We start from the raw sequence: 19,247 nt of genomic DNA on the forward strand, positions 1-19,247 counted from the left end.
CGGGGCGGCGCGCTCAGTGCAGCGCGACGTCGCCGCCCGGCGAACGGCTCCACGGCGCCTGCGCCTCCCATTCGTCGAACTGTTCGGTCGGGATCGGCCGGCCGACGAAGTGGCCCTGCGCGGTGTCGCAGTTCAGCTCCAGGAGCCGGTCCCACAGCGCCTCGCTCTCCACGCCCTCGGCGACCACGCCCAAGCCAAGGTTGTGCCCGAGTTCCACGGTCGAGTGCACGATGACCGCGGAACCCGCGTTGATCAGCATGCTGGTGACGAAGGAATGGTCGATCTTCAGTGAATCGACCGGCAGCTTCTGCAGGTAGCTCAGGCTGGAATAGCCGATGCCGAAGTCGTCGATGAAGAGTTCGACGCCGAGATCCTTGAGCTGGCCGAGCGTCTCCAGCGCGCCCGCCGGATCCTCCATCAGCGCGCTCTCCGTGAGCTCGAACTGCACCAGCTCGGGCGGCAGCGCCCAGGTCGCGAACAGGCCGCTGATGCGGTCGATCAGACGTGGATCGCGCAGGTCCTGCGCCGACAGGTTCACCGACAGCGGCCGTTTGATTCCCCGTTCGTGCCACGCATAGGACTGGCGGAAGGCGGCTTCCAGCACCCAGCGCGTGAGCGGCATGATCAGGCCGGCGTGTTCGGCGAGCGCGATGAATTCGCCGGTGGCGATCATGCCGTGCTGCGGGTGCTGCCAGCGCACCAACGCCTCCGCACCGCAGATCTCGCCGCTGCGGATGGCGACCTTCGGCTGGCAGTACAGCAGCAGCTCGTTGTGGTCGATCGCGCTGCGCAGCTCGCTCATCAGCTCCAGCCGGCGCGTGCTCTCGCGGTCTTCCGTGCCCTTGTACAGCGTGTATTTGCACGCCGTCCGGCGCGCCTGCACCGCGGCGATCTTCGCACGCCGCAGCAGTGCCTCGGGCGTATTGCCATGCCCGGGGTACAGCGAGATGCCGATATGGGCGTGCGGATCCATCGCCAGCCCGGCAAACATCACCGGGTCGCACACCTCGCGCATCGCATGGTGCGCGACGCGCATCGCCGCCTCCGCGCTCGAGCGCGGCATGATGAGCGCGAACTCGTCCTCGCCGACGCGCGCGACCGACTTGTTCGGCCCGGCGATGTGCTTCAGGCGCCCGGCCATCTCGACGATCAGGTGGTCGCCTTCCTGGTAGCCGAGCGTGTCGCTGATCTCCTGGAAGCGCCCGACCTTCAGCAGCAGCACCGCCATCGACTGGTTTTCCTGTTGCGCCTGGGCGATCTCCGCGGCGAGCGTCTCGCCCACCGAGCTGCGGTTGGGCAGGTCGGTCAACGCGTCGAAAAATGCCATGTGGCGGATCGTTTCCTCCGCTTCGCGATGGCGCTCGCGCATGCGCAGCGTCGCGATGCCGAAGGCGAGGTCGTCCGCCATCTCGGCCAGGAGCCCGGTCTCGCATTCATCGAACGCGTCCGCCTCGGCAGCGAAGATCGTCAGGTTGCCGATGGTTTCGCCCTTGATGATCAGCGGGAAGGCCGCGAGCGCCGCGTACCCGCGCCTGAAGGATTCATTGAGCGATATCGGCAGCTGTACGTCGGGGATGTTGTGAAGGTCCTGGATGACCACCGGCTTGCCGCTGCGGATCGCCTTGGCCGTCGGACCCCGCGCGTCGGGCGTGTCGCCTTCGGCCCAGCTGAAGTGGCCGAGCGTCAGGAATCCCTCCTCGACGCCGTGGTGCGCCATCGGGCGGATGGTCTGCTCCTCGTCGTGCTCGGCGTAGCCGACCCATGCCATGCGGTAGCCGCCGAGTTCGACGATCACCCGGCACATGTCGTGCAGCAGCGTTGGTTCGTCCTGCGCCCGCAACAGCGTGCGGTTGCCCGCGCTCAGCGTGCGCAGCGCGCGTTCGGCGTAGCTCATGACGCTCTCCTTTGCGCGTGCACCGCAACGGCGTCTGTCGGCCCGATCGCCGTGCCGGCGGCGCGCGCACGCGCCGCCGACAATTCATCCTAGTGCCCGGCGCGCGGCGGCGCAACGCTGCGCCGCCACTTACGTCACGCTCAGGATGCGGTCGAGCGCGCCTTCAATGCGCCGATCACCAGCGGCAGCAGCGACAGCACGATGATGCCGACGATCACCAGCGTGAGGTTCTGCTTGATCCACGGCATGTTGCCGAACCAGTAGCCGGCGAGCGTCAGCGACACGACCCAGGCCACCGCGCCGATCACGTTGAACAGCGTGAAGCGCGCGTAGCTCATGCTGCCGATGCCCGCGACGAAGGGCGCAAAGGTGCGGAACAGCGGCAGGAAGCGCGAGATCACGAGCGTCTTGCCGCCGTGTTTCTCGTAGTACAGGTGCGTCTTCATCAGCGCCGCCTTGTTGAAGAAGCGCGAGTTCTCCCAATGGAAGACCTTGGGGCCGAAGTAGCGGCCGATCGAGTAGTTGACGGTGTTGCCGAGTATCGCGGCGGCGGTCAGCGTCAGGATCAGCAGCGAGATGTCCATGTTGCCCAGCGCCGCGAGCGCGCCGGCGATGAACAGCAGCGAGTCGCCGGGCAGGAAGGGCGTCACGACGAAGCCGGTCTCGCTGAAGATCACCGCGAACAGGATCGCGTAGATCCAGATGCCGTAGGCGCTGACCAGCGCTTCGAGGTGCTTGTCGAGGTGAAGGACGATGTCGAGCAGCGGGGCGAGAAATTCCATGGACGGGTGCGCAGGTGGGAAAGGCGGGAATTCTACCCGACGCCCGGGCCGGCGACCGGAATGCCGGGCGGCGACGTCGCGGACGGATAGCGTAACCGCGCATTCTCGCAGGCGATTGTTGCAGGAAACGCCACGCTGAATTGTTTGTTTCAAACTTGCTGAGCACGGCCGCGCCTTCTATAGTCCGCCCGCACCGGCGGGCTGCGTCCGACCATCGGGTCGGAAGGGGCGTGCCGGCCTTGTCACGGGAATTCCGGATGTCAGGCCTGTTACGCAAGTTCTGGATCGAGCCGCCCGTGCGCGCGGTGATGCTGCTGACCGCGCTGATGCTGGCCGTGCTGGCCGGGGGCACCGCCTTCCTGCTGTATGACATGCGCCAGCGCGAGATCGAATACGCGCGCAGCGAGATCTCGACCCTGAGCCGCATCCTCGCCGAGCAGACCGCACGCACGCTCGACGGCGTCGCGATGGCGCTGCGCGGCGCCCAGGATCGGCTGTCCGACGGCATCGGGCTGCAGCTCGAACTCGACAGCTTCCCCGTTCAGGCGCTCCTCAAGGCCCGGGCCGAAGGCTTGCCGCAGTACTCGTCGATGTTCGTCGTCAATGCCAGCGGGGTCGTCATGAACTCGACCCTGCTGGGCTCGCGTCCCGGCTTCAACGAAGCGGACCGAGACTACTTCGCGAGTCTCGTGCGCAAGGACGAAGGGCTCTTCGTCAGCCAGATGTACCGCCGTCGCTTCGACGGCGAGTGGACCTTCTACCTCAGCGCGCGCCTCGTCGATGCCGGCGGCAATTTCCGTGGCGTCGTCGCTGCGGCGGTCGTCGCGAACTATTTCGAATCGTTCTACCGCGAGCTGGACCTGCGCTTCGGCAAGCAGATCCAGCTGATCAACGCGCGCGGCAACCTGGTCGCGAGCTTTCCCAGCGACATGGACAAGGTCGACCAGCCGGTCACGGGGCTGCCTGCGCTCACCAAGAAGGCCGCCGGCCCGACCGGCACGATCCTCGTCACCGAGACCCTCGCCGGCGAGAACCGCTTCGTCGCCTACCACCCCGTGCCGCGCTATCCCTTCCTGATCGGCGTCACCGTGGATCAGGATTCGGCGCTGGTGTCCTGGCCGATGACCGCGCGCCCCATCGTGGCGGGCGCCGGCATCGTCGCCGCGCTGCTGCTGGCGGCCTCCTGCGGTGTGGTGTGGAGCATGCGCCGGCGGGCGCTGATGGCGCGCGCGCTGCAGGACAGCGAGGAGCGCCTGCGCGAGATGGTCGAGTCGGTGATGGATGCGATCGTCACGATCGACGAGGACCTGTCCGTCGTGCTGTTCAACCGCGCGGCCGAGCACATGTTCGGCGTCCGCGCCGGCGACATGATCGGCGAGCCCTTCGACCGCCTGCTCGCGGGCGAGTCGCGCGGCGCCTATCACGCCATCGTCGGGCGGCGGCGCAACTCGGGCGAGCCGCGGCAGGCGCGCCGCGGCCGTGCCGAACTCACCGCACGCCACGCCGACGGCCGCGAATTTCCCGCCGACGCCACCTTCTCGTCCAGCGAGACCCAGGGGCAGCGCTTCGTCACCGTGGTCCTGCGCGACCTGACCGAGCGCAAGCGCATCGAGACTCACCTGCGTGAAACCAATCGCCAGCTACAGGAGTTGTCGACGGCGCTGCAGCGGGTGCGCGAAGACGAACGCGCCGGCATCGCACGCGAAATGCACGACGAACTCGGGCAGCGGCTCACCGCGATCAAGCTCGAGCTCTCCTGGCTGGGCAGCCGCCTGCCCGGCGAACGCGGCGACCTGCAGGACAAGGTCGGAGCCATCAAGGAACAGCTCAACCAGACGATCGCCTCGGTGCGGCGCATCACCTACGAGCTGCGGCCGCTGATCCTCGACGACCTCGGCCTGCGCGCCGCGATCTCGTGGCTCACCGACGATTTCTCCAAACGCACCGACATCGAACTGGTGCTGGATCTGGAAGAGGACGAACCCGAGCGGGGCAGCACGGAGGCGACGACGCTGTTCCGCGTGCTGCAGGAATCGCTCACCAACGTCACGAAGTACGCGCAGGCGAGTACCGTATGGGTGGCATTCCGGCGCGACGGCGACGACTGGCGCCTGACCGTGCGCGACGACGGCGTCGGCTTCGTGCTCGATGCGTCGAACCAGGCCGGATTCGGGCTGCTCGGCATGCGCGAGCGCATCCGCCTGGTGCAGGGAACCTTCGCGATCCATTCCACGCCCGGCGACGGCACGAGCATCGACGTCACCGTGCCCGTCAGGTAATGAGGAAAGCAAGATGGAAAAACTCAGGGTATTGCTCGCCGACGACCACGCGATCATCCGCGACGGCCTGAAGCAGATCCTCGCCGACACGGAAGACCTCGCGGTGTGCGGCGAGGCCGCCAACGGCAACGAGGCGCTGCAGCTCGTGCGCGAGCAGGAGTGGGACGTCATCGTGCTCGACATCTCGATGCCGGGGCGCAGCGGCCTCGACCTAATCCGCCTGATCCGCGACGAGAAGCCGAAGCTCCCCATCCTGATCCTGAGCATGCACCACGAGGAGCAGTACGCGGTGCGCGCGCTGCATGCCGGCGCGTCGGGCTACCTGACCAAGGAGAGCGACGCCGACCTCCTCGTGCAAGCGATCCGCCGCGTCGCGCGCGGCGGCGTGTACGTGAGCGACACCGTCGCCCAGCTAATCGCACGCGGCCTCATGCCCGCCGCGAGCGAGCTGCCGCACACCACCCTGTCGGACCGCGAATACCAGATCTTCCACCGCCTCGTGCTCGGGCAGGGCCTCACCGACATCGCCAACGAGCTGTCGCTCAGCGTCAAGACCATCAGCACGCACAAGACGCGCATCCTGCAGAAGATGGCGATGACCAACACCTCCGAGCTGATCCGCTATGCGGTCGCGCACCACCTGGTGAAGTCGACCGACGTGTAAGCCTGCGCCGCACCCGCGCGGCGCCTTCCGCTTTCTCCCCCCTATCCGGTCCCGCCGGAACGCTTGATGCACTGCCGTGCAGGCCGCGGCACGCCCGCGCGCGTCCTGCCGTTGCGTCGCAACGCGCGATCGCGGCCTGCGGTGCATTAGGAATTTTCCTACACGCAAATTAAACCCTGTCCGATATGGGGAATTGCGCGGATTCGTGACAATTCCGTCACGTCGAACCGTGCACTCGATGCGCGAAAGATGCCAGCCCAGCTTCAACAGGAGAGCCCAAATGAAATTCCGCCTCAACCGCGTGTCGCTGCTCGTTGCCGCCACCGCCGCGATCCTCGCCTCGTCCTCGTCCTATGCCGTCGATGCCGACGCCGCCAAGTCGCTCGCGAAGGACAACGACTGCTTCAAGTGCCACGCCATCGACAAGACCAAGAAAGGCCCCTCGTACAAGAAGATCGCCGCCAAGTACAAGGGCAAGGAAGTCGAAGGCTTCGAGAAGATGAAGAAGAACATCACCACCGGCCCGAAGGTGAAGCTCGAGGACGGTACCGAAGAAGAGCACAAGGTCATCAACACCAAGAACGAGGCCGAGCTCAAGAACCTGATGGAGTGGATTCTTTCGCAGTAAGCAGCGTGGCCGGAATCGCACCGCCCGGTCGGGTGGTGCGGCAATGACGTTTGGAAACAAGGGGGTAACATGAGAAAAATGCGAAGCTTGCTTGCAGTGCTGGCCTGTATCGGCAGCGTCTGCTCCGGGGCGGTGTACGCCGCGGATGCGCCCAGGGAGGCGCCCAAGGACATCGTCCTCGCCGGTGATGCGAAATGCACGTCCTGTCACGACGAGGCGGATGCCCCCGGCGTGCTGCACATCGGCAAGACCAAGCACGGCACGCGCGCCGACGGCCGCACCCCGACCTGTACCGACTGCCACGGCGACAGCGACAAGCACGTGAATCACAAGGGCAGCGACAAGCCGCCCAAGCCCGATCGCACCTTCGACAAGCAGTCCGCGACGCCCGTTGCCGAACGCAACGCCGCCTGTCTGTCCTGTCACCAGACCGATCCCAAGCGCCACCTGTGGGCCGGCAGCACGCACGAGCGCCGCGACGTCGCCTGCAGTTCCTGCCACGACACGCACGCCGCCGATGACAAGGTCCGCGACAAGCGCACCCAGGCCGAAGTGTGCTTCGCCTGCCACAAGGAGCAGCGCGCGCAGGTCAACCGTCCGTCGCACCACCCGATTCCCGAAGGCAAGATGAGCTGCTCGGACTGCCATAACCCGCACGGCACCACCGGCCCGAAGCTGCTCGTGAAGGACAGCACCAACGCGACCTGCTACACCTGCCACGCGGAGAAGCGCGGTCCCTTCGTGCATAACCACGCCCCGGTCAGCGAAGACTGCAGCAACTGCCACAACCCGCACGGCACCGTCGCTGATGCGATGCTCAAGACCCGTCCGCCCTTCCTGTGCCAGCAGTGCCATGACCCTGCCAACCACCTCGGCACGATTCCGGGCGTCGCGGCCAACACCGATCTCAGCCGCAACGTGAATGGCGTTGTCATTCCTGGTCAAGCAGCAGTGCAGAACAATGCCCTCAACTCGGTCGGCATCACCCAGGGCCGTGCTTGCCTGAACTGCCATACCGAGATCCATGGCAGCAACAGTCCGGCGAACGCCTCCAAGGCGTTGCGCTTCTGGCGTTAAGAGTCAGGGAGAGAGAAATGGACAACAATCGCATTTTCAAGCGGACCGTGCTCGCGCTGGCGGTGTCGATGGCCTTCCCCGTCTCGTCCGCCCTTGCCCAGGAAGACGTCGCCGAGCTGATCAGCCCGAACACCGCCGAGGCGAGCGTCAAGCTGCAATACCTCAACGACGTCAATCCGCTCTATCGGCAGTACTACGGCATCAATGACGATGGCGTGAATGCGAGTGCCGACCTGAAGGTCATCCGCCGTTCCGACGAGGGTCGCTGGCTGCGTATCGAGGGGCGCGACCTCGGCCTGCGCACGCAGGAGTTCGGGGCGTCGCTGGAGCAGCAGGGCGACTGGAAGATCGGCATCGATTACAACCAGATCCCGCGCTTCGCTCCGTTCGAGGTCTCTACGCGTGTGACCGGCATCGGTCACGACACGCTCAACCTCGGCACCCGCTTTGACGACAAGGACCTGAAGACCGAGCGCACCGCGACCTCGCTCACCGCCACCAAGTTCATCAGCAAGAACCTGCAGGCGAGCGTCACCTTCAAGAACGAGGACAAGAAGGGCGAGCGCCTGTTCGGCGCCAACGCCAGCGCGAACGGATTCGTCGGCCAGTTGTTCGCGCCCGAGCCGATCGACTCGAACCACAAGCAGATCGAGGCCTCGCTCGATTACGCCACCGAGAAGTTCTATGTCTCGGGCGGGTATTACGGCAGCTTCTTCGAGAACAAGGCCGGCAAGGGGCTGTTCGTCAATTACGGCACGCCGGGCGGGCTCTTCGGCGGCAGTCCGGTCGCGACCTCTGCGACCCCGACGCAGATGAGTCCGCTGTCGCTCGCGCCGGACAACCAGGCGCACCAGTTCCACCTTGCGGGCGGCTACAACTGGAGCCGCGACACGCGCGCGAACCTGAAGATCAGTAAATCCTTCGCGACGCAGGATGACAGCTTCCTGCCGAATTCCGCGCGCGTGCCGTACTACCCGGGCATGAAGCGCTCGGACCTGGGGGGCAAGGTCGATACGACCAACGTGTTCGGGTCGCTGACCTCGCGCGTCACGGACAAGCTCGGCCTGCTGGCATCGTGGGCGTACGAGGACCGCGACGACCGCACACCGCAGGTCGACTACCTGGTCGACGTGGGCCATGGCGGCGCGATCCTGCAGAACAACCCCGAGTCGCAGAAGACGCATCGCGGCAAGTTCGAGGCGAGCTACCGCCTGCCGCAGGGCTTCAACATTACCGCCGGCTACGACTATGACTTCAAGAAGTACGAAGGCATGGACGAGCTGTTCCGCGACGAGATCACCGAGAACACCTACCGGGTCGATGTGCGCAAGTCCCTCGGTGACACGGTCAACGGCAGCGTGACGCTCGCGCACAGTGAGCGTGACGGCTCGAGCTGGGGCACCACGCCGAATATGGTGAAAGATGGTTTCCACGCAGTCGGCCTGCACTGGACCGCACCGACGCAGTTCTCCGACCGTGAGCGCGACAAGCTCAAGCTGATGGTCGACTGGATGCCCATCGATCCGCTGTCCGTGCAATTCGCCTACGAGTACGCGCTCGACGACTACAAGACGCGCATGCTCGACGTCGGTCTGAACGAGGGGCGCTCCGAGCTGTTTTCGCTCGATGCGTCCTACCGCTTCAATGACCGCTGGAAGGCGAACATGTGGTACTCGCATGGCACCAACGACATCGAGCAGAAGTCCTTGAACAGCACGTTCAATTCGCTGTGCGACGGAACCTCGATTTCCAACACCTGTGTGCCGTGGGGCGCCGACCTCAAGCTGAGTTCGAATGCCTTCGGCGCCGGCTTCGACGGGCAGATCAGTTCCAAACTGTCGGTGGGCGGGCAATACCTCTACAGCCGCGACGAGAACAAGTACGACATCTCGTACGCGGATGGGGGAGCGTTCGCGTCGCCCCGCGTCGGTCCGGGAATCTCGTCGATCCGCCAGGGCGCCGGGGTACTCCCCGACACCGAGTACACCCTGAATACCCTGCGGCTATTCGCGAAGTACGCAGTGACCAAAGCCACGGCTATTCGATTAGACTATGTCTGGGATCGGCGCGAGCTGGACGACTACACGTGGTCGAGCTGGACCTACTCGGACGGGACGAAGGTCCTCGTGAATCCTGATCAGATAACGCGCGTGATTGCGGTGACGCTCTCGCACGCATTCTGATTCACGGCAGCAACGACCGGGCCGCGATCGGCCCGGTCTCGTCCGGGGACTGGGAGTCGCCGGGCAGGGGGCCCACGAGCACATATGACGCTTGCGCGTCTGAAGATTGGCGTGCGACGTGCCGGCCCCCTCATTTTGTCTGCGGCGCGCTGACTGCGCCGAGAAAAGGGAGCAATAACGTGAAAATACGCAACATTCGGGGCCTGCTGGCGGCGGTCGCGTCTGCCGCGCTGCTGTGGCCTTTGGCGGGCCAGGCGGCCGGCAGCGACGCGCCAGCCGCGCTCGATAACGCGACCTGTCTGAACTGCCACGCCGCGGGCAAGCCGGAGATCAAGGTCGAGGATTCGGAAGGGGAAGAGGTCGTTCTTCCCGCCATCGATGCGGCCAAGGTCGCGAAGGGTGTGCACGCGAAACTCGACTGCGTCGCCTGTCACACCGACATCGTCGACGCGAAGGAAAAGCACGAGAAGGCGGCCAGTGCCGCGAAGCCCGACTGCGCCGGCTGCCACGAGAAGCTGTGGGACGAGGCGAAGAAGAACAACCAGACCGCCGGTAAGGAGCGCCTGGGGGTCGTCGTCGAGAACATCGCAGCCTACAAGGAGTCGTACCACGCCCGCCCGGACGCGGATTATCCCGACCGACCGAAGGCCGCGTGCAGCCAGTGCCATGCGACGCACGACTTCGCCGTGCCGCCCGCCGGCACGCCCGAGCGCGACCTGTGGCGCCTGACGATCCCCGAGACCTGTGGCACGTCCTGTCACGAGGACCACATGGAGGATCTGGCGGACTCCGTGCACGGCCAGCTCACTGCCAAGGGCGACCCCAAGGGCGCCGTGTGCATCGACTGCCACACCACGCACGAGATCCGCAGTTCGTCGTCGGAGCTGTTCAAGCTCAAGAACGTGATCGCCTGCGGCGACTGCCACAAGGAAGAGCTGCACAGCTATCGTGACACCTACCACGGGCAGGTGAACCGCCTCGGCTTCGTGTATACGGCCAAGTGTGCCGACTGCCACGGCAGCCACAACATCAAGGCGGGCGACGATCCGAAGTCGCGCGTGCATCCGGACAACCGCCTGAAGACCTGCCAGAAGTGCCACGACGACAAGAAGCCGGGCATGGTCAAGGCCACGGCCGGCTTCGTCACCTTCGGTCCGCACGCCAACACGCACGACTTCGAGAAGTATCCGATGATGTGGATCGCCGGCACGTTCATGACGGCGCTGCTGATCGGCGTGTTCGCGTTCTTCTGGCTGCACAGCGGCCTGTGGTACTACCGCGAATGGCAGGAGCGCAAGGAACGCAGAGCCGTGCCGCATGTGCGCACCGGCGAACTGGGCCTCCATGAAGGCAAGCACTTCGTGCGCTTCGCCAGCGGCTGGCGCATCGCGCACCTGACTTTCGCGCTGGTGACGATGACCCTGGTGCTGACCGGCACGACCGTGATGTTCGCCGACAGCGCGTGGGCGCCCACGGTTGCCGCGGCGCTGGGCGGGCCGAAGGTGATGGGCATCATCCACCGTATGGCCGCCGTGCTCTTCGTCGGCATCTTCATGATCCACTTCGTGTATGTGATGTCGCGCCTGCTGCGCGACCGCAACTTCCGTTGGTTCGGGCCGGATTCGCTGATCCCGAACTGGAAGGACCTCGCCGACTGCGTGGGCATGTTCAAGTGGTTCTTCGGGAAGGGGCCGAAGCCGAAGTTCGACCGCTGGACCTACTTCGAGAAGTTCGACTACTGGGCCGTGTTCTGGGGTGTGAACATCATCGGCTGGAGCGGCCTGATGCTGGCCTTCCCGCATGTCACGGCAAGCTTCCTGCCGGGCTGGGTGTTCAACGTCGGCACGCTGGTGCACGGCGAGGAAGCCTTCCTCGCGGCAGTGTTCCTCTTCACGGTGCACTTCTTCAACAACCACTTCCGTCCCGACAAGCTGCCGCCGCCGGACGTGGTGATGTTCACCGGCACGCAGACGCTGGAGGAGTTCCAGCGCGAGCATCCGGCGCACTACCAGCGCCTGGTCGCGTCGGGCGAGCTGGAGAAGTACCTGGTCGATGCGCCGTCGCGCCAGCTGCATGTCGGCTCGGTGATCCTCGGCCTCACGCTGATCACCGTCGGCCTCGTGCTGCTGGTGATGGTGGTGACCGGATTCTTCAGCTGATCGCAGCCTGAAGGCGTAACGAAGAAGGGGAGGGCGACCTCCCCTTTTTTTCGTCCACGGCCCGGCGCGCAAGGCGCCGCGGTACGGCGTCCGGGCGGTTGCGGAGGCGTTCCGGACGACTGCAACAATTCACTACATTTCACAAACAGTTGCGCAAACTTGCCTTGCGAGACTGCACGCACACAAAAGCGCGAGCGGCAACCACGATGCTGCCGCCGACGCTGCGGCGCACATGATTGCGCCGAACCCCGGACCCGAGAACGACAAGTCCGGCCGGGCGGAGACGCAGGATGAAAACCAAAGGAGGAGATGGTATGTCCGACAGGAACGGGCTGGCCGATCAAGCGGCCGCCCTGGACACCTTTCCGCGGCTGCTGATGCGGCATGCGGCGGTGCGACCCGACCGGCCGGCGATGCGCGAGAAGGAGTTCGGCATCTGGCAGACCTACAGCTGGGCCGAAGTCGCGCGCAACGTGCGCGCCATCGCCTGCGGGCTGGCGGAGCTGGGTTTCAAGCGCGGCGACCGGCTCGCGATCATCGGCGACAACCGCCCGCGCCTGTACTGGTCGGTGGCGGCCTGCCAGTGTCTCGGCGGTATTCCCGTGATGCTGTATCAGGACGCGGTGGCCGCGGAGATGACCTACGTGCTGCAGGACGCCGAGATCCGCTTCGCGGTGGTCGAGGATCAGGAGCAGGTCGACAAGATGCTCGAGATCCTTCCCGAGGTACCCATCCTCGAGCACGTGATCTACGACGACCCGCGCGGCCTGCGCCACTATAGCCAGCCGATGCTGAAGGGCCTCGACGAGCTGCAGGAGATGGGCGCCATCCACGATCGCAACCACACCGATTTCCTCGACGCGGAGATCGACAAGGGGGCGAGCGACGACATCTCGGTGATGCTGTACACCTCGGGGACGACCGGCAAGCCCAAGGGCGTATGCCAGACCCATGCGGCCTTCATCGCCGCGGCGACCGGCGCGATGGGCTTCGACAAGCTCACCGAGCAGGAAGACATCCTCTCTTACCTGCCGATGGCCTGGGTGGGCGACCACCTGTTCTCCTTCGCGCAGGCGATGGTCGCGGGCTTCACGATCAACTGCCCGGAATCCGGCGACACCGTGATGACGGACCTGCGCGAGATCGGCCCGACCTACTACTTCGCGCCGCCGCGCGTGTTCGAGAACCTGCTCACGCAGGTGATGATCCGCATGGAGGATGCGAGCGCGCTCAAGCGCAAACTCTTCGCGCATTTCATGGACGTCGCCCGCCGCTGCGGCGCCGACATCCTCGACGGCAAGTCGGTGTCCACGGGCGACCGCCTGCAGTACGCGCTCGGCAACCTGTTGATCTACGGCCCGCTGAAGAACGTGCTGGGCATGAGTCGTATCCGCGTGGCCTACACCGCGGGCGCGGCGATCGGGCCGGATCTCTTCCGCTTCTACCGCTCCATCGGCGTGAACCTCAAGCAGCTGTACGGCCAGACGGAGACCTGCGCGTACGTGTGCCTGCAGCCGGACGGCCAGATCAAGCTCGACTCGGTCGGCAAGCCGGCGCCCTTCGTCGAGGTGAAACTCGCCGACAACGGCGAAATCCTGGTCAAGGGGCCGATGCTGCTGAAGGCCTACTACAAGCGCCCGGACGCCACCGCCGAATCGATCAACGCCGAGGGCTACTTCATGACCGGCGATGCGGGCTACTTCGACGAGGACGGCCACCTGAAGATCATCGATCGCGCCAAGGACGTCGGCAAGCTCAGGGGCGGCTCGATGTTCGCGCCCAACTATATCGAGAACAAGCTCAAGTTCTTCCAGCACATCAAGGAAGCGGTCACCTTCGGCAACGACCGTGACTGCGTCACCGCCTTCATCAACATCGACCTCGAGGCGGTCGGCAACTGGGCCGAGCGGCGCGGTCTGGGGTATTCGGGCTACACCGACCTCGCGGCGCAGCCGGCGGTGTATGAGCTGATCCGCGACTGCGTCGAGAAGGTGAATGCCGACCTCGCCGCCGATCCGCAGATGAGCGGCTCGCAGGTCAAGCGCTTCCTGATCCTGCACAAGGAGCTCGACGCCGACGACGGCGAGCTGACCCGCACGCGCAAGGTGCGCCGCAACTTCATCGCGGAACGCTATGCGGAGCTGATCGAGGCGCTGTTCGAGGGCAAGCAGACGCAGCACATCGAGACCGTCGTGAAGTACGAGGACGGGCGCGAGGGACGCGTCAGCGCCGACCTGCGCATCGAGGAAGTGAAGACCTTCGCGCCGCTGGCGGCGAAGCAGGCGGCGTGAGGGGGAGGGCGATGATGATGAACGACATGCCGCAGGCAGTGCAGGAACAAACACAGGGCACGGGGCGCCGCATCGGCGACGTGGTCCTGGACTTGCAGAACATTTCGCTGTCCTTTGGCGGAGTGAAGGCGCTGACCGACATCAGCTTCAACGTGCGCGAGCATGAGATCCGCTCGATCATCGGTCCGAACGGTGCCGGCAAGAGCTCGATGCTGAACGTGATCAACGGCGTCTACCACCCGCAGGAGGGGCGCATCCTGTTCCGCGGCGAGGAGCGCCGCAGGATGGAGCCGCACATGGCGGCCGAGCAGGGCATCGCGCGCACCTTCCAGAACATCGCGCTGTTCAAGGGCATGAGCGTGCTCGACAACATCATGACCGGGCGCAACCTGAAGATGAAGTCGGGCCTGCTCGCGAACGCGTTGTACTGGGGGCGTGCGCAGAAGGAGGAGATCGAGCACCGCGTGAAGGTCGAGGAGATCATCGACTTCCTCGAGATCCAGGACATCCGCAAGACGCCGGTGGGCGCGCTGCCCTACGGCCTGCAGAAGCGCGTCGAGCTCGGCCGTGCGCTCGCCGCCGAGCCCAGCCTGCTGCTGCTCGACGAACCGATGGCGGGCATGAACGTCGAGGAAAAGCAGGACATGTGCCGCTTCATCCTCGATGTGAATGACCAGTTCGGCACGACCATCGTGTTGATCGAGCACGACATGGGGGTCGTGATGGACATCTCCGACCGCGTCGTGGTGCTCGACTACGGCAAGAAGATCGGCGACGGCGTACCCGAAGAGGTGCGCGCCAACGAAGACGTCATTCGTGCCTATCTCGGCACGTCGCACTGAGCGGGGAGCTTCACATGGGATTCTTTCTTGAAACCTTGTTCGGCGGCTTGATGGCCGGCATGCTGTATTCGCTGATCGCGCTCGGCTTCGTGCTGATCTACAAGGCCTCGGGCGTGTTCAATTTCGCGCAGGGCGCGATGGTGCTGTTCGCGGCGCTGGCGATGGCGCGCTTCGCGGAGTGGATTCCGAAGTGGCTGGGCTTCGAGAGCCTGCTGCTGGCGAACCTGCTCGCGTTCATCGTCGCGATGGCGCTGATGGTCGTGCTGGCGTGGGTGATCGAGCGCCTGTGCCTGTCGAAGCTGGTGAACCAGGAAGGCATCACGCTGCTGATGGCCACATTGGGCATCAGCTACTTCCTTGACGGCCTCGGCCAGACGCTGTTCGGCAACGACATCTACAGCATCAACGTCGGCATGCCCAAGGATCCGGCGATGATCCTCGAGGGCACGTTCGAGGGCGGCCTGCTGATCAGCAAGGAGGACCTCGTCGCCGCGCTCATCTCCGCGGCGCTGGTGGCGGCGCTGGCGCTGTTCTTCCAGAAGACCGCGACCGGCCGGGCGCTGCGCGCGGTGGCGGACGACCATCAGGCGGCCCAGTCGATCGGCATCCCGCTGAACCGCATCTGGGTGATCGTGTGGTCGGTCGCGGGCTTCGCGGCGCTGGTCGCCGGCATCATCTGGGGCTCCAAGCTCGGGGTGCAGTTCTCGCTCTCGCTGGTCGCGCTGAAGGCGTTGCCGGTGGTGATCCTGGGCGGCCTGACCTCGGTGCCGGGCGCGATCCTCGGCGGCCTGATCATCGGCGTCGGCGAGAAACTGTCCGAGATCTACCTCGGCTCCTTCTTCGGCGGCGGCATCGAGATCTGGTTCGCCTACGTCCTGGCGCTGGGCTTCCTGTTGGTGCGTCCGCAGGGCCTGTTCGGCGAAAAAATCATCGACCGCGTCTGACGCGGCGGCACATCCCGGGAGAGTTCTTAAATGCTCTACAGAGAAAACGGCCAGTTCAAGACGAGCTACGCGGCCGACCAGCAGATCTTCCCGATCACCCAGGACCGCCTGGCGATCGGCCTGCTGCTCCTCGTCGCCTTCGTCGTGATGCCGATGGCCGGTTCGGAATACCTGTTCCGTGCCGTGCTGATCCCCTTCCTGATCCTCGCGCTCGCCGCGCTGGGGCTGAACATCCTGGTCGGCTACTGCGGCCAGATCTCGCTCGGCACCGGCGCCTTCATGGCGGTGGGCGCCTACGCGGCGTACAACTTCCTGGTGCGCATCGACGGCATGCCGCTGATCGTCGCGATGCTGCTCGGGGGCCTGACCGCGACCGTGGTCGGGGTGCTGTTCGGCATCCCCTCGCTGCGCATCAAGGGCCTGTACCTCGCGGTCGCGACGCTCGCGGCGCAGTTCTTCACCGACTGGGCCTTCCTGCGCATCAGCTGGTTCACGAACAACTCGACCTCGGGTTCGGTGAGCGTCGCCGGCCTCAACGTCTTCGGCCTGCCGATCGAGTCGCCGGTCGCGAAGTACCTGTTCTGCCTCACCGTCGTGTGCGTGTTCGCGCTCGCGGCCAAGAACCTCACGCGCAGCGCCACCGGCCGGCAGTGGATGGCGATCCGCGACATGGACGTCGCCGCCGCGGTGATCGGCATCCGTCCGGTGTATGCCAAGCTGACCGCCTTCGCGGTGAGCTCCTTCATCGTCGGCGTCGCCGGCGTGCTGTGGGCCTTCGTGCATCTGGGGGCGTGGGAACCGGCGGCGTTCAGCATCGACCGCTCCTTCCAGCTGCTCTTCATGGTCATCATCGGCGGGCTGGGTTCGATCATGGGCGCCTTCTTCGGCGCGGCCTTCATCGTGGTCCTGCCCATCATCCTCGACCAGGTGCCGCACTGGTTCGGCATCCCGCTCTCCACCGCGACGACCTCGCACCTCGTGCACATGATCTTCGGGGCGCTGATCGTGTTCTTCCTGATCGCCGAGCCGCACGGGCTGGCGAAGCTGTGGAGCATCGGCAAGCAGAAGATGCGGCTGTGGCCTTTCCCGCACTGACAGGGCTCGTCATCGGTTCAATGTAGTTGTGGTTCGGCAAAAGAACGGCAGGCACGCCGCAAGTGCCATCGAAAATAAAGGAGGAGACACCATGAATCGCAAAGCTTTCGCGCTCGTCGCCGCACTGGCGGCCTTCGGGGCCGGCACCCTGTCCGCACCCGTCGCGGCGCAGCAGGACACCGAGCAGTTCTTCCCGCTGCTCGTGTATCGCACCGGCGCATACGCCCCGAACGGCACCCCCTGGGCGAACGGCAAGCAGGATTACGTCAAGTACGTGAATGCCACCGGCGGCATCAACGGCGTGAAGATCGCGTGGGAGGAGTGCGAGACCGGCTACGCCACCGACAAGGGCGTCGAGTGCTACGAGCGCCTGAAGAGCAAGAAGCCCTCGGTGATCGACCCGCAGGCCACCGGCATCACCTTCGCGCTCACCGACAAGGCGCCGGTCGACAAGATCCCGCTGATCACGCTGGGTTACGGCCTCGCCGCCTCGCAGGATGGCGGCGTGTTCAAGTGGAACTTCCCGCTGATGGGCAGCTACTGGACCGCGGCCGACGCACTCATCCAGCACCTCGCCAAGAAGGAAGGCGGCCTCGACAAGCTCAAGGGCAAGAAGATCGCGCTCGTCTATCACGACTCGCCCTTCGGCAAGGAGCCGATCCCGCTGCTGCAGAAACGTGCGCAGATGCACGGCTTCGAACTCGTGCTGCTGCCGGTCACGGCGCCCGGCGTCGAACAGAAGGCGACCTGGCTGCAGGTGCGCCAGCAGCGCCCCGACTACACGCTGCTGTGGGGCTGGGGCGTGATGAACTCGACGGCGCTGAAGGAAGCCGTCGCGACCGGCTATCCGCGCGAGAAGCTGCTCGGCGTGTGGTGGTCGGGCTCGGAGCCGGACGTCAAGGACGTCGGCGCCAATGCCAAGGGCTACAGCGCGCTCGCGCTGAATCCGCACGGCACGGACTCCGTGCTCGTCAAGGACATCCTCAAGAAGGTGCACGACGCCGGCAACGGCAGCGGCCCGCGGGAGGAAGTCGGCTCGGTGCTGTACATGCGCGGCCTGCTGATCCAGATGCTGGCGGTCGAAGCGGTGCGCACGGCGCAGGCGAAGTTCGGCAAGGGCAAGGTCATGACCGGCGAGCAGGTGCGCTGGGGCCTCGAGAACCTCAACGTCGATGAGAAGCGTATCGGCGAGCTGGGCCTGGCCGGCCTGATCCGCCCGATCAAGACGAGCTGCACCGACCACATGGGTTCGACCTCGGTGCGCATCCACTCGTGGGACGGCGCGACCTGGAAGATGCAGCCGGACTGGTACGAGGCGGACAAGAGCGTGATCGACCCGCTGGTGAAGGAGGCTGCCGACAAGTACGCGACCGACAAGCAGCTCAAGCGGCGCGACGCGAGCGACTGCGCGGCCTGATCGGCGCAAGCGCGTGCGGCAGACCGGCTTCGGCCGCCTGCGGCACGCGCGCCTTCCGCGGAACCGGCCGTGCCTGTGCATGGCCCGAGCGAAAACGACTTACCGGATGAACCGATGGATACGTCGAACCTCCTCCTCAATGTGAATGGCATCGAGGTGATCTACAACCACGTCGCGCTGGTGCTGAAGGGCGTGTCGCTGCAGGTCCCCGAAGGCCGCATCGTCGCGATCCTGGGCGGCAACGGCGCGGGCAAGACGACGACGCTGCGCGCGGTGTCGAACCTGCTCAAGGGCGAGCGCGGCGAGGTCACGAAGGGCACGATCGAGCTCAAGGGCGAACGCGTCGAGAGCCTGTCGCCGTCCGATCTGGTGCGCCGCGGCGTCGTGCAGGTGATGGAGGGCCGGCACTGCTTCGCCCACCTGACGATCGAGGAAAATCTCCTCGCCGGCTCCTACACGCGCAAGGACAAGGGCGAGATCGCCGCCAACCTCGACAAGGTCTACACGTATTTCCCGCGTCTGAAGACCCGTCGCACCAGCCAGGCCGCCTACACCTCGGGCGGCGAACAGCAGATGTGCGCGATCGGCCGCGCGCTGATGTCGAACCCGCGCATGGTGCTCCTCGACGAGCCCTCGATGGGCCTCGCGCCGCAGATCGTCGAAGAAGTGTTCGAGATCGTGAAGGACCTGAACGTAAAGGAAAAGGTGAGCTTCCTGCTCGCCGAGCAGAACACCATGGTCGCGCTGCGCTACTCGGACTTCGGCTACATCGTCGAAAACGGCCGCATCGTGATGGAAGGCGAGGCGAAGAGCCTGGCCGATAACGAGGACGTCAAGGAGTTCTACCTCGGCATCTCGGGGGAGGGGAGGAAGAGCTTCCGCGACGTGAAGCACTATCGCCGCCGCAAGCGCTGGCTCTCCTGAGGACGGGCGATTGCGGCGCGATGCGGCGTTGCTCGGGTGCTTGTGTGCTTCAGCACACGGCGCGCCCT

The 19,247-nt window shown here is 65.5% G+C and carries 14 protein-coding genes; 12 read left to right on the forward strand and 2 right to left on the reverse strand.

Annotated elements, in window-relative coordinates; genetic code table 11:
- Nucleotides 1-13 precede the first annotated feature (13 nt).
- Nucleotides 14-1,894 carry a putative bifunctional diguanylate cyclase/phosphodiesterase gene (locus GPA27_RS03650; RefSeq protein ID WP_169137949.1) on the reverse strand — a complete coding sequence of 627 codons (1,881 nt, stop codon included), beginning with the start codon at nt 1,892-1,894 and terminating at the stop codon, nt 14-16.
- Nucleotides 1,895-2,034: 140 nt separating this feature from the next.
- Nucleotides 2,035-2,676: a DedA family protein gene (locus GPA27_RS03655; protein WP_169137951.1), complete on the reverse strand. Its 642-nt coding sequence runs from the start codon at nt 2,674-2,676 to the stop codon at nt 2,035-2,037.
- A 257-nt stretch (nt 2,677-2,933) separates the two neighbouring features.
- Here GPA27_RS03655 and GPA27_RS03660 point away from each other — a divergent pair, with 257 nt between their 5' ends.
- The 12 genes from GPA27_RS03660 (at nt 2,934) to GPA27_RS03715 (ending at nt 19,179) form a co-directional block, all read left to right on the forward strand.
- Nucleotides 2,934-4,955, forward strand: coding sequence for a PAS domain S-box protein (locus GPA27_RS03660; RefSeq protein ID WP_169137953.1), 2,022 nt, complete (start codon nt 2,934-2,936; stop codon nt 4,953-4,955).
- 13 nt (nt 4,956-4,968) lie between these two features.
- Entirely contained in the window at nt 4,969-5,619 is a 651-nt protein-coding gene (locus tag GPA27_RS03665; protein WP_169137955.1) for a response regulator, read from the forward strand.
- 280 nt (nt 5,620-5,899) lie between these two features.
- Entirely contained in the window at nt 5,900-6,247 is a 348-nt protein-coding gene (locus GPA27_RS03670; RefSeq protein ID WP_169137957.1) for a c-type cytochrome, read from the forward strand.
- A 78-nt stretch (nt 6,248-6,325) separates the two neighbouring features.
- A complete protein-coding gene (locus tag GPA27_RS03675; protein ID WP_169138089.1) occupies nt 6,326-7,324 on the forward strand; it encodes a DmsE family decaheme c-type cytochrome in 999 nt (332 codons plus the stop codon).
- A 17-nt stretch (nt 7,325-7,341) separates the two neighbouring features.
- Nucleotides 7,342-9,507 (forward strand): MtrB/PioB family decaheme-associated outer membrane protein, encoded by a 2,166-nt coding sequence (locus tag GPA27_RS03680; protein WP_169137959.1) that lies wholly within the window; start codon nt 7,342-7,344, stop codon nt 9,505-9,507.
- Nucleotides 9,508-9,686: 179 nt separating this feature from the next.
- Nucleotides 9,687-11,666 (forward strand): cytochrome C, encoded by a 1,980-nt coding sequence (locus tag GPA27_RS03685; protein WP_169137961.1) that lies wholly within the window; start codon nt 9,687-9,689, stop codon nt 11,664-11,666.
- A gap of 314 nt (nt 11,667-11,980) precedes the next feature.
- The gene (locus tag GPA27_RS03690; RefSeq protein WP_169137963.1) at nt 11,981-13,957 is read left to right on the forward strand and encodes an AMP-dependent synthetase/ligase; all 1,977 of its coding nucleotides are present in this window, start codon (nt 11,981-11,983) and stop codon (nt 13,955-13,957) included.
- An 11-nt stretch (nt 13,958-13,968) separates the two neighbouring features.
- Nucleotides 13,969-14,799 (forward strand): ABC transporter ATP-binding protein, encoded by an 831-nt coding sequence (locus GPA27_RS03695; RefSeq protein WP_169137965.1) that lies wholly within the window; start codon nt 13,969-13,971, stop codon nt 14,797-14,799.
- A 14-nt stretch (nt 14,800-14,813) separates the two neighbouring features.
- Nucleotides 14,814-15,743 (forward strand): branched-chain amino acid ABC transporter permease, encoded by a 930-nt coding sequence (locus tag GPA27_RS03700; protein ID WP_169137967.1) that lies wholly within the window; start codon nt 14,814-14,816, stop codon nt 15,741-15,743.
- A gap of 30 nt (nt 15,744-15,773) precedes the next feature.
- Nucleotides 15,774-16,838: a branched-chain amino acid ABC transporter permease gene (locus GPA27_RS03705; RefSeq protein WP_169137969.1), complete on the forward strand. Its 1,065-nt coding sequence runs from the start codon at nt 15,774-15,776 to the stop codon at nt 16,836-16,838.
- A 91-nt stretch (nt 16,839-16,929) separates the two neighbouring features.
- Nucleotides 16,930-18,255 (forward strand): ABC transporter substrate-binding protein, encoded by a 1,326-nt coding sequence (locus GPA27_RS03710; protein ID WP_169137971.1) that lies wholly within the window; start codon nt 16,930-16,932, stop codon nt 18,253-18,255.
- A 114-nt stretch (nt 18,256-18,369) separates the two neighbouring features.
- Nucleotides 18,370-19,179, forward strand: coding sequence for an ABC transporter ATP-binding protein (locus tag GPA27_RS03715; protein WP_169137973.1), 810 nt, complete (start codon nt 18,370-18,372; stop codon nt 19,177-19,179).
- Nucleotides 19,180-19,247 lie beyond the last annotated feature (68 nt).

The sequence above is a fragment of the Aromatoleum toluolicum genome (assembly GCF_012911005.2).
GTDB lineage: Bacteria > Pseudomonadota > Gammaproteobacteria > Burkholderiales > Rhodocyclaceae > Aromatoleum > Aromatoleum toluolicum.

Coding starts and splice junctions, on each gene's coding strand:
- GPA27_RS03700 (WP_169137967.1), top strand. CDS start 14,814: ATGGGATTCTTTCTTGAAACCTTGTTCGGCGGCTTGATGGCCGGCATG.
- GPA27_RS03675 (WP_169138089.1), top strand. CDS start 6,326: ATGCGAAGCTTGCTTGCAGTGCTGGCCTGTATCGGCAGCGTCTGCTCC.
- GPA27_RS03650 (WP_169137949.1), bottom strand. CDS start 1,894: ATGAGCTACGCCGAACGCGCGCTGCGCACGCTGAGCGCGGGCAACCGC.
- GPA27_RS03715 (WP_169137973.1), top strand. CDS start 18,370: ATGGATACGTCGAACCTCCTCCTCAATGTGAATGGCATCGAGGTGATC.
- GPA27_RS03655 (WP_169137951.1), bottom strand. CDS start 2,676: ATGGAATTTCTCGCCCCGCTGCTCGACATCGTCCTTCACCTCGACAAG.
- GPA27_RS03690 (WP_169137963.1), top strand. CDS start 11,981: ATGTCCGACAGGAACGGGCTGGCCGATCAAGCGGCCGCCCTGGACACC.
- GPA27_RS03665 (WP_169137955.1), top strand. CDS start 4,969: ATGGAAAAACTCAGGGTATTGCTCGCCGACGACCACGCGATCATCCGC.
- GPA27_RS03710 (WP_169137971.1), top strand. CDS start 16,930: ATGAATCGCAAAGCTTTCGCGCTCGTCGCCGCACTGGCGGCCTTCGGG.
- GPA27_RS03670 (WP_169137957.1), top strand. CDS start 5,900: ATGAAATTCCGCCTCAACCGCGTGTCGCTGCTCGTTGCCGCCACCGCC.
- GPA27_RS03705 (WP_169137969.1), top strand. CDS start 15,774: ATGCTCTACAGAGAAAACGGCCAGTTCAAGACGAGCTACGCGGCCGAC.
- GPA27_RS03660 (WP_169137953.1), top strand. CDS start 2,934: ATGTCAGGCCTGTTACGCAAGTTCTGGATCGAGCCGCCCGTGCGCGCG.
- GPA27_RS03695 (WP_169137965.1), top strand. CDS start 13,969: ATGATGATGAACGACATGCCGCAGGCAGTGCAGGAACAAACACAGGGC.
- GPA27_RS03680 (WP_169137959.1), top strand. CDS start 7,342: ATGGACAACAATCGCATTTTCAAGCGGACCGTGCTCGCGCTGGCGGTG.